9 protein-coding genes and 1 pseudogene are annotated in these 10,703 nt (G+C 66.1%); 6 read left to right on the forward strand and 4 right to left on the reverse strand.

Annotation, left to right across the window (positions count from 1 at the left end; all coding sequences use genetic code 11):
• Together mreC and JYJ84_RS18420 are read right to left on the reverse strand one after the other, a co-directional pair.
• Positions 1–947, reverse strand: a 947-nt coding sequence (gene mreC / locus JYJ84_RS18415; RefSeq protein ID WP_205189348.1) for a rod shape-determining protein MreC, incomplete at its 3' end; no start/stop codon positions are given.
• A gap of 125 nt (positions 948–1,072) precedes the next feature.
• Complete coding sequence (locus JYJ84_RS18420; RefSeq protein ID WP_004189550.1) at positions 1,073–2,116, reverse strand: rod shape-determining protein; 1,044 nt, start codon at positions 2,114–2,116, stop codon at positions 1,073–1,075.
• Between the two features lie 367 nt (positions 2,117–2,483).
• On the opposite strand from JYJ84_RS18420, the gene gatC reads away from it, so the two are divergent.
• The 5 genes and pseudogenes from gatC to JYJ84_RS18445 all read left to right on the forward strand — a co-directional run bounded on the left by gatC (position 2,484) and on the right by JYJ84_RS18445 (position 7,456).
• The gene (gatC, locus tag JYJ84_RS18425; RefSeq protein WP_175222408.1) at positions 2,484–2,783 is read left to right on the forward strand and encodes an Asp-tRNA(Asn)/Glu-tRNA(Gln) amidotransferase subunit GatC; all 300 of its coding nucleotides are present in this window, start codon (positions 2,484–2,486) and stop codon (positions 2,781–2,783) included.
• 69 nt (positions 2,784–2,852) lie between these two features.
• Positions 2,853–4,203, forward strand: a pseudogene (locus JYJ84_RS18430) (amidase family protein).
• Positions 4,204–4,207: 4 nt separating this feature from the next.
• The gene (gene gatB, locus JYJ84_RS18435) at positions 4,208–5,683 is read left to right on the forward strand and encodes an Asp-tRNA(Asn)/Glu-tRNA(Gln) amidotransferase subunit GatB (protein WP_175222409.1); all 1,476 of its coding nucleotides are present in this window, start codon (positions 4,208–4,210) and stop codon (positions 5,681–5,683) included.
• Between the two features lie 118 nt (positions 5,684–5,801).
• Positions 5,802–6,641: a polyphosphate kinase 2 family protein gene (locus tag JYJ84_RS18440; protein WP_122946525.1), complete on the forward strand. Its 840-nt coding sequence runs from the start codon at positions 5,802–5,804 to the stop codon at positions 6,639–6,641.
• Between the two features lie 41 nt (positions 6,642–6,682).
• A complete protein-coding gene (locus tag JYJ84_RS18445; protein WP_174963152.1) occupies positions 6,683–7,456 on the forward strand; it encodes an exodeoxyribonuclease III in 774 nt (257 codons plus the stop codon).
• Positions 7,457–7,582: 126 nt separating this feature from the next.
• Here JYJ84_RS18445 and JYJ84_RS18450 read toward each other — a convergent pair whose 3' ends face one another.
• On the reverse strand, positions 7,583–8,635 hold the full coding sequence (locus JYJ84_RS18450) for an NAD(P)-dependent alcohol dehydrogenase (RefSeq protein WP_205184504.1): 1,053 nt from the start codon (positions 8,633–8,635) through the stop codon (positions 7,583–7,585).
• Between the two features lie 229 nt (positions 8,636–8,864).
• Between JYJ84_RS18450 and JYJ84_RS18455 the strand changes: the two genes are divergently transcribed.
• The gene (locus tag JYJ84_RS18455; RefSeq protein ID WP_122946522.1) at positions 8,865–9,821 is read left to right on the forward strand and encodes an AraC family transcriptional regulator; all 957 of its coding nucleotides are present in this window, start codon (positions 8,865–8,867) and stop codon (positions 9,819–9,821) included.
• Positions 9,822–9,885: 64 nt separating this feature from the next.
• On the opposite strand, the gene JYJ84_RS18460 is transcribed toward JYJ84_RS18455, so the two are convergent.
• Positions 9,886–10,703 (reverse strand): M48 family metallopeptidase (locus JYJ84_RS18460; protein WP_205189349.1); only part of this gene is annotated, 818 nt, incomplete at its 5' end.

Genomic DNA, 10,703 nt, shown 5'->3' on the forward strand with positions numbered 1-10,703 from the left:
GCATTCGCGTCAGCCTTGTCGGCCTTCTCGCCCTTCGCGGCGGCTTTCGCGCCCTTCTTGCCCTTCGCGTTCTTGTCGGCGGCCGGATCAGGCTCGGCCGGGCGCGGCGGGATGTCGTTCTGGTAATGCAGCACGAGCATCTGGCGCGCCCCGCGCACGGCGGCGAGCGGGGCGCAGGTCACGCGCGCGAACGCCGTATCGGCGAGCTTGTCGACGCGCGCGACCTTCGCGACCGGCAGGCCGGGCGGATAGACGCCGTCGAGGCCGCTCGTGACGAGCTCGTCGCCGACGACGAGATCCGCGCTCGTCGGCACGAAGCGCAGGTCGAGCGAATCGCCCTTCGGCGTGCCGTAGATCACGCTGCGCAGGCCGGTGCGCAGCACCTGCACGGGAATCGCGAGATCGCGGTCGGTGATCAGCGTGACTTCCGACTGCAGCGGGAACACGCGCGTGACCTGGCCGACCACGCCGTCTTCGCTGACGACGGGCGAACCGCCCTGGATGCCCTGCTGCGAACCGTGCCCGACCACGATCTTCTGCGTGAACGGATCGCTGGTGTCGTACTGGATCTCGACCGGTGTCGATTGCGTCGCGATGTGCTGGCGAAGCTCGAGTACCGCGCGCAGGTGCATGTTTTCCTGCGCGAGCACGGCGGCCTGGTTGGCCTGCGTGGACAGTTGCAGGTTGCGCTTGCGGAGATCGTCGTTCTCGTGACGCAGCGACGCGCCGGTGACGGCGATGTCGGCCGCGCCCATGAACAGGTCGCGCGGCACGAGCGCGGCGCGCTGCAGCGGATAGAGCACGGTGCCGAGCACGCCGCGGACGATTTCGAGCGTGCTGAAGCGCGCGTCCGATACGAGGAGCGCGATGGCGAGGGCGACGAAGAAGATGAGCCGCGCGAGCGCGGGCGGACCTTGCTTGAAGAGGGGCGGCGGACTGTATTCCATGGTCGGCGCCGGGCGCGTGTGATCGGTTAAATGATGCTCAGACGCGCAAACGGCGCGGCGGTTCGTTCTGAACGAGCGATCCGGCCACGCCGCGGGTGCGTCATGTCAAGAAACTGCCTAGACGATCACTCGTACGAGAAGATGCTGCCCAGCTTGTCCATGCGTTCGAGCGCCATGCCCGAACCGCGTACGACGCAGGTGAGCGGATCTTCCGCGACGAGCACCGGCAGGCCGGTTTCTTCCGCGAGCAGGCGGTCGAGGTCGCGCAGCAGCGCGCCGCCGCCCGTCAGCATCATCCCGCGTTCGGCGATGTCGGCACCGAGTTCCGGCGGGGTCTGTTCGAGCGCGATCTTCACCGACGACACGATCTGGTTCAGCGGATCGGTCAGCGCTTCGAGGATTTCGTTGCTGGAGATCGTGAAGCTGCGCGGAATGCCTTCCGACAGGTTGCGGCCCTTCACTTCCATTTCCTTGACTTCGGAGCCCGGGAACGCGGAGCCGATTTCCTTCTTGATCGCCTCGGCGGTCTGCTCGCCGATCAGCATCCCGTAGTTGCGGCGGATGTAGTTGACGATCGCCTCGTCGAACTTGTCGCCGCCGACGCGCACCGAACCCTTGTACACGATGCCGCCGAGCGAGATCACGCCGACTTCCGTCGTGCCGCCGCCGATGTCGACGACCATCGAGCCGGTGGCTTCCGACACCGGCAGGCCCGCGCCGATCGCAGCGGCCATCGGCTCTTCGATCAGGTAGACCTGCGATGCGCCGGCGCCGTGCGCGGCTTCCTTGATCGCGCGGCGCTCGACCTGGGTCGAGCCGCACGGCACGCAGATGATGATGCGCGGCGACGGCGAGAACATGCGCGACTCGTGGGCCGTCTTGATGAACTGCTTGATCATCTGCTCGGTGACGGTGAAGTCGGCGATCACGCCGTCCTTCATCGGGCGGATCGCCTCGATGTTGCCCGGCACCTTGCCGAGCATCTGCTTGGCTTCCTTGCCGACTGCCTGGATTGTCTTCTTGCCGTTGGGGCCGCCTTCCTGGCGGATCGACACGACTGACGGCTCATCGAGCACGATGCCCTTGCCGCGCATGTAGATCAGGGTGTTTGCGGTGCCGAGGTCGATCGCGAGATCGTTGGAGAAGTAGCTGCGCAAAAAACCGAACATTCAGAATCCTGTTTCGCTCTGGGCCGGCCCTGCATAGCGAGCGCTGAGGGCGGCAGCGGAAAAAATAACAGCCTCGGGAAGCGTGGCGGAAGCGGCCGCCGCGGCGCACGAAGCTGCGAGTGATGTCTACCGGGGATCGCACGATGCACGCATGGCTTGCCGAAGCGGGGCGAAACGGTGCGGGAAAAGGCTGCCGGGTTTGGGTCGAACGCGTAATGATACCTTATAATTTCACGGTATTTGAATCGAAACGGGCGGTATTTTTGCCGCTTCGGCCCCGATTTTTGAGGGTGGGATCGCACCCTCCAACCCCCCGCCGCAGTGCTGCTTTTGATGCGCTGCGCAGCCTTGTTTTTCCGGTGATCGCATGGCCCTGACCCTGACCGATGTGAAACGCATCGCGCACCTGGCGCGACTCGAAATGGCCGACGCCGACGCCGAGCACATGCTCGGCCAGCTCAATGAATTCTTCGGCCTCGTCGAGCAGATGCAAGCAGTCGACACCGCCGGCATCGCGCCGCTCGCCCACCCGATCGAACAGATCCAGGCAGTCGCGCAGCGCCTGCGCGACGACACCGTGACGGAAGTCGTCAATCGCGACGACAACCAGCGTCCGGCGCCGGCCGTCCAGGACGGCCTCTATCTCGTGCCGAAGGTGATCGAGTAAGCATTCGATGACAAGCGCGCCGCCGTCTTCGCGCCGCGCGCCACCCAGAATTCCCAGGAAAACCACTCAATGCACGCAAAAAGCCTGACCGAACTGCGCGCCGCGCTCGCCGCCAAGGAATGCTCGGCCGTCGAGCTCGCGCAGCTCTACCTGAAACGGATCGATGCCGCGCGCGACCTGAACGCGTTCGTCCACGTCGACGCCGACCTGACCCTCGCGCAGGCGAAAGCTGCCGACGCGGAGCTCGCGCGCGGCGCGGGCGGCGCGCTCACCGGCCTGCCGATCGCGCACAAGGACGTGTTCGTCACGCGCGGCTGGCGCTCGACCGCCGGCTCGAAGATGCTCGCGAACTACGAGAGCCCGTTCGACGCGACCGTCGTCGCCCGCCTGCAGGCGGCCGGCATGGTCACGCTCGGCAAGACCAACATGGACGAGTTCGCGATGGGCTCGTCGAACGAGAATTCGGCGTTCGGCGCGGTGAAGAACCCGTGGGACACGAACGCGGTGCCGGTCGCGCTACGGGATGATCGCGTTCGCGTCGTCGCTCGACCAGGGCGGCCCGATGGCGCAGAGCGCGTCCGACTGCGCGCTGCTGCTGAACGGGATGGCCGGCTTCGACGAGCGCGACTCGACGAGCCTCGAACACGACGACGAAGACTTCACGCGCCACCTCGGCCAGCCGTGGGCGGCCGGTAACGACGCGGGCAAGCCGCTCGCGGGCCTGCGCATCGGCTTGCCGAACGAGTATTTCGGCGACGGTCTCGCCGACGACGTGCGCGCGACGATCGACGCGGCGCTGAAGCAGTATGAAGCACTCGGCGCGACGCTCGTGCCGGTGTCGCTGCCGAAGACGGAACTGTCGATCCCCGTGTACTACGTGATCGCGCCGGCTGAAGCCTCGTCGAACCTGTCGCGTTTCGACGGCGTGCGCTTCGGCCATCGCGCCGCGCAGTACGGCGACCTGCTCGACATGTACAAGAAGTCGCGCGCGGAAGGCTTCGGCCCCGAGGTGAAGCGCCGGATTCTGGTGGGCGCCTACGTGCTGTCGCACGGCTACTACGACGCGTACTACCTGCAGGCGCAGAAGATCCGCCGCATCATCGCGAACGATTTCCAGGAAGCGTTCAAGTCCTGCGACGTGATCATGGGCCCGGCGTCGCCGACGGTCGCATGGGATCTCGGCGCGAAGGGCGACGATCCGGTACAGATGTATCTGGCCGACATCTACACGCTGTCGGTGAGCCTCGCCGGCCTGCCCGGCATGAGCGTGCCGTGCGGTTTCGGCGCGGGCGCGAACGCGAAGCGCCCGGTCGGCCTGCAGATCATCGGCAACTATTTCAACGAAGCCCGGATGCTGCAGGTCGCGGACGCGTTCCAGCGCGCGACCGACTGGCACAAGCAAGTTCCGGCAGGGGTGTAAGCATATGGCTACTCAATGGGAAGTCGTCATCGGTCTCGAGACGCACGCGCAACTGTCGACCGTCTCGAAGATTTTCTCCGGCGCGTCGACGCAGTTCGGCGCCGAGCCGAACACGCAGGCCTGCCCGGTCGACCTGGCGCTGCCGGGCGTGCTGCCGGTGCTGAACCGCGGCGCGGTCGAACGCGCGATCCGCTTCGGCCTCGCGATCGGCTCGACCATCGCGCCGCGCAGCATCTTCGCGCGCAAGAATTATTTCTACCCCGATCTGCCGAAGGGCTATCAGATCAGCCAGTACGAGATTCCGGTCGTGCAGGGCGGCCAGATCACGATCCAGGTGCCCGCCAATGAGAAGGCCGGCAAGGAAGCGTACGAGAAGACCGTCAACCTGACCCGCGCGCACCTCGAGGAAGATGCGGGCAAGTCGCTGCATGAAGACTTCGCCGGGATGACGGGGATCGACCTGAACCGAGCGGGCACGCCGCTGCTCGAGATCGTCACCGAGCCGGAAATGCGCAGCGCGGCCGAGGCCGTCGCCTACGCGAAGGCGCTGCACGGGCTCGTCGTGTGGCTCGGCATCTGCGACGGCAACATGCAGGAAGGCTCGTTCCGCTGCGACGCGAACGTGTCGGTGCGTCCGGTCGGCCAGGAGAAGTTCGGCACGCGCGCGGAAATCAAGAACCTGAACTCGTTCCGGTTCCTCGAGGAAGCGATCAACTACGAAGTGCGTCGCCAGATCGAGCTGATCGAGGACGGCGGCGAAGTCGTGCAGGAAACGCGCCTCTACGATCCGGACAAGCGCGAGACGCGCTCGATGCGCAGCAAGGAAGACGCGCACGACTACCGCTACTTCCCCGACCCCGACCTGATGCCGCTCGTGATCGGCCAGGACTGGATCGAGCGCGTGCAGTCCGGGATGCCCGAGCTGCCGGTCGCGATGCAGCAGCGCTTCGGCGACGAATACGGCGTGTCCGCGTACGACGCGGGCGTGCTGACGTCGAGCAAGGCGATGGCCGCGTACTTCGAGGCCGTGGTCGCGAAGGCTGGCGTGGCGAACGCGAAGATCGCCGCGAACTGGCTGATGGGCGATGTGTCGTCGCAGCTGAATCGCGATGGCATCGAGATCGACGCGATTCCGGTCTCGGCCGCGCAGCTCGCGCTCGTGCTGCAGCGCATCGCCGACGGCACGATCTCGAACAAGATCGCGAAGGAAATCTTCGCGACGATCTGGGACGAGAAGGCTGAAGACGAAGGTGCGGCGGATCGCATCATCGACGCGAAGGGGCTGAAGCAGATCTCCGACACCGGCGCGCTGGAAGCGATCATCGACGAGGTGCTCGCGGCGAACGCGAAGTCGGTCGAGGAATTCCGCGCAGGCAAGGAAAAGGCGTTCAACGCGCTGATCGGCCAGGCGATGAAGGCGACGAAGGGCAAGGCCAATCCGCAGCAGGTCAACGAACTGCTGAAGAAGAAGCTCGGCTGAGCATGACCGCGCGCCTGAACCGCGCTTGACGACGGGCCGCTCCGAACCAGTTCGGGGCGGCCCGTTGCGTTTGGTGGATGCGTTATCGTATGCACCACAGCGTCCAACGGAGGAACGAATGGCGAAACAACCGTCGCTCGACGATTTCCGCGTGCCGTACTGCACGCGCGAGAAGGAAGCCGCAGCATTCAAGCTCGATGCGTTCGACCCGGCCGCGAAGCCGTTCTCGTCCGGTTCGAAAGACGACGACCGCGTACGGCTGTCGGCCGTGTCGACCGAGCTCGACGTGCAGCAGGAGCGCCTGCACACGCAGCAGAAGAAGCGCGTGCTGCTCGTGCTGCAGGGGATGGATACCAGCGGCAAGGACGGCACCGTGCGCGCGGTGTTCCGCGAGGTCGATCCGCTCGGCCTGCGCGTCGTGCCGTTCAAGGCGCCCACCCCGATCGAGGCCGCGCACGACTTCCTGTGGCGCGTGCATGCGCAGGTGCCGGCCGCGGGCGAGCTCGCGATCTTCAATCGCAGCCACTATGAGGACGTGCTCGTGCCGCGCGTGCTCGACCTGATCGACGCGAAGGAATGCGAGCTCCGCTACCGGCAGATCCGCGATTTCGAGACGATGCTGGTCGAGAACGGCACGACGATCATCAAGTGCTTCCTGCACATCTCGAAGGACGAGCAGCGCGAGCGGCTGCAGGCGCGCATCGACGATCCGACCAAGCACTGGAAGTTCGACATCTCCGATCTCGACGCGCGCAAGCACTGGGACGCGTACCAGTCCGCCTACCGCGACGCGCTCGCGGCGACGTCCGCCGAGCATGCGCCGTGGTACGTGATCCCGGCGAACTCGAAGACGCACCGCAACGTGATGATCGCCGAGCTGCTGCTGCGCGCGATGACCGACATGAAGCTGGAATTCCCGCCGCCGAAGCCCGAGCTCGAAGGCGTGAAGATCCGCTAAGCTGCACCCCTGAAAAAACATCGAACTGAACGGAATCCGACATGATGCGAGTGATTACCGCCAACCTGAACGGCATCCGCTCCGCCGCGAAGAAGGGCTTCTTCGAGTGGCTCGGCGAACAGAACGCCGATTGCGTGTGCGTGCAGGAAATCAAGGTCTCGGCCGACGACCTGCCCAGCGAATTCGTCGAGCCGCACGGCTTCAAGAGCTATTTCCACCACGCCGAGAAGAAGGGCTACAGCGGTGCGGGCGTGTACAGCCGCCGCGAGCCCGATGACGTGATCATCGGCTTCGGCAGCAGCGAATTCGATGCCGAAGGGCGCTATGTCGAGGCGCGCTACGGCAAGCTGTCGGTCGTGTCGGTGTACGTGCCGTCCGGCTCGAGCGGCGAAGAGCGCCAGCAGGCGAAGTACCGCTTCATGGACGCGTTCATGCCGCACCTCGCCGAGCTGAAGAAGAAGCGCGAGGTGATCCTGTGCGGCGACGTGAACATCGTCCACAAGGAAATCGACATCAAGAACTGGAAGAGCAACCAGAAGAACTCGGGCTGCCTGCCGGAAGAGCGCGAGTGGCTCACGAAGCTGTTCGACGATGTCGGCTATGTCGACGTGTTCCGCACGCTCGACCCGCGCGCCGAGCAGTACACGTGGTGGAGCAACCGCGGCCAGGCGTATGCGAAGAACGTCGGGTGGCGGATCGATTACCAGATCGCGACGCCGGGCGTGGCCGGCACCGCGAAGAGCACGTCGATCTTCAAGGACATCAAGTTCAGCGACCATGCGCCGCTGACGGTGGACTACGACTACAAGAAGTGACCTCCCGCGCTGCGCCGTGCGCGTAGCAGTCGAACCGTCCGGTCGCCGGATGCAGAAACGGGCCGCATGTCGAACATGCGGCCCGTTTCGTTTGGGACGGCGATCGTGCGTGCCGCCTGGCGGCGCTTACTGCTTGATCGACGCCATGTCGATCACGAAGCGGTACTTCACGTCGCTCTTCAGCATCCGCTCGTAGGCCGCGTTGATCTGCTGCATCGGAATCGTTTCGATGTCCGACGTGATCCCGTGCTCCGCGCAGAAGTCGAGCATCTCCTGCGTTTCCGCGATCCCGCCGATCAGCGAGCCGGCGAGGCGGCGGCGCTTGAAGATCAGGTTGAACACCTGCGGCGACGGATGGTCGTGCTCCGGCGCGCCGACCAGCGTCATCGTGCCGTCACGCTTGAGCAGGTGCAGGAACGGGTTCAGGTCGTGCGGCGCGGCGACCGTGTTCAGGATGAAGTCGAAGCTGTTCAGGTGCGCGTTCATCTGCGCTTCGTCCTTCGAGATCACGACTTCGTGTGCGCCGAGCCGCTTGCCGTCCTCGACCTTCGACGGCGACGTGGTGAACAGCACGACGTGCGCACCCATCGCGCGCGCCAGCTTCACGCCCATGTGACCGAGGCCGCCGAGACCGACGATCCCGACCTTCTTGCCGGGGCCGACGTTCCACTGCCGCAGCGGCGAGTAGGTCGTGATCCCCGCGCACAGGAGCGGCGCGGCGCCGGCCGGATCGAGCGTCTCGGGCACGCGCAGCACGAACGCCTCGTCGACGACGAGTTGCGTCGAATAGCCGCCGAACGTGATGTCGCCCGTCACGCGATCCTGGCCGTTGTAGGTGCCGACGAAGCCGTTCTCGCAATACTGCTCGAGGCCGTCGGCGCAGCTCGGGCAGGTGCGGCACGAATCGACGAGGCAGCCGACGCCGACCAGCTGGCCGACCTGGAAGCGCGAGACCTGCGGGCCGGTCGCGGTCACGCGGCCGACGATTTCATGGCCCGGCACGACCGGGTAGATCGTGTTGCGCCATTCGTTGCGGGCCTGGTGCAGGTCCGAGTGGCAGACGCCGCAGTAGAGGACGTCGATCTGGACGTCGAGGTCGCGCAGCGCGCGACGCTGGAATTCGAACGGGGCGAGCGGCGAGCGCGCATCGGTCGCCGCGTAGGCATAGGTAGTGCTCATGCAGGGGGCTCCTTGTCCGGGATGGATGACCGGCAAAACAGACTGCCGTCGCACCATGTGGCGATGCGGCGAGGCAGGACGTCATCGTAAGGAGCGCGGCGCCGCGGCGAAATACACGAAGGTCTGGAAGATTTGCCTATTCCTCTCTAACTGCATCCAAACAGCCGTCAAAACACGTTCAAGGTGCTACATTGCGAGCCAGATTCTCTTGCCGGACAGGACTACGCAGATGAGCTTCGAGCCCCTTTTCGCCGACTCGGGCGACCGTGTGCAGCGCCGCATGATCGAGCTGCACACGCGCCTCGCGCCGAACGAGGGCGACACGCTTGCAACGCTCGACGGCGTGCGCTTCTTCCGCGTGAGCCGTCCCGCGCCGCGTATGCCCGTGCTGTACGAACCGAGCATCATCGTCGTGTGCCAGGGGCGCAAGCTCGGCTATCTCGGCGACCGTTCGTTCGTCTACGACGCGCAGCAGTACCTCGTGCTGTCGGTGCCGCTGCCGTTCGAATGCGAGACCTTCGCGAGCATGGACGAGCCGTTTCTCGCGATCTCGATCCGCGTCGATCTCGCCGTGATCGCCGAGCTCGCGATCCTGCTCGACGAGACGCTCGGCGCGGCTGTCAGCGAACCGGTCGGCGTGTATTCGACGCCCCTCGACGCGCCGCTGGCCGACGCGGTCGTGCGGCTGCTCGAAGCGCTCGCGTCGCCGCACGACACGCGCGTGCTGGGCCCGGCGATCATGCGCGAGATCGCGTATCGCGTGCTGACGGGCGAGCAGGGCGACGCGATGCGCGCGGCGCTCGTGCAGCAGCATCACTTCGGCCGCATCGCGAAGGCGTTGCGACGCATCCATGCCGACCTGAGAACCGATCTCGACGTCGAGACGCTCGCGCGCGAGGCCGGGATGAGCCTCGCGGTGTTCCATGCGCAGTTCAAGCACGTGACGGCGACGTCGCCGATGCAGTACGTGAAGGCCGCGCGGCTGCACCAGGCGCGGCTGATGATGGTGCAGGACGGAGTCGGCGCCGGCACGGCGGCCGCGCGTGTCGGCTATGCGAGCGCGTCGCAGTTCAGCCGCGAGTTCAAGCGGCTGTTCGGCCGCAGCCCGGGTGACGAGGTGCGCTGGATGCGCGAAAGCGTAAGCCGGCCCATCGGCAATCGGGGGGCGATCGACCTGACGACCTGAGCGAACGGCGACGCGCAGCGGCATTGCCGCGCGTGTGAAAGGGGTGTGCAGCGTTGTCGCGTGTTCAGCGCCGCACGACCTTGCGGCGTTGCGCGCTGATGCCTGCGTAGTCGGGCAGCGTGTCGACGTGCTTGCCCACCGCTTTCGCGTACAGCGGCATGAGATCGGGCAGGCGGTTCAGCAGATCCTGGCGGCGGGCCGTGCTGTACGGATGCGTGTAGATGTAGCCCGTCGCCTTGTTCCCGCGGGTTGCGACCGCGAGCTTGTCCCACAGCGTGATCGCCGCGCGCGGATCGAAGCCCGCGCGTGCGGCGATGTCGCCGCCGATCACGTCGGCTTCGGTCTCGTCGGTCGCGTTGTAGTGGAGCGCCTGCAGGCGCTCGCCGAGGTTCAATGCTTGCGGCAGCGGGTCGCCGACGCCGAACAGCGGCGGCAGCGTGGCCGCGCGCAGCGACGTTTGCGAGGTCGCACTGAAGTTGCTGCGCGCGTGTTCGCGCAGCGCATGGGCGATGCCGTGCGCGAGCAGCACGCCGAGCTCGTCGTCGTTCAGGCGGACGCGGTCGAGCAGGCCGCCGTACACGAGCACCTTGCCGCCCGGCAGGCAGGTCAGGCGAATGTCGCGCGAGCGGATCGCGTTGACGTCCCACGCCCAGCTTTTCACGCGGTCGTTCCATTTCACCGAATACGGTGCGAGCTTCGCGACGATCGCACGCAGGCGCTTCACGCGCGGCTGGTTCGCGGGCAGCAGGCGGTTGCTGTCGGCGGCTGCCTGCACGATCTGCGCGTATTCGTTCGCGGTGAGCTGCTCGAGCAGCGGCGACGGGATCAGCGTGCGGAAGGCAATGGCGTCGCCGTAGCGGACCTGCTGCGGCGTCTGCGCAT

It is taken from the genome of Burkholderia sp. LMG 13014 (genome assembly GCF_905232215.1).
GTDB lineage: Bacteria > Pseudomonadota > Gammaproteobacteria > Burkholderiales > Burkholderiaceae > Burkholderia.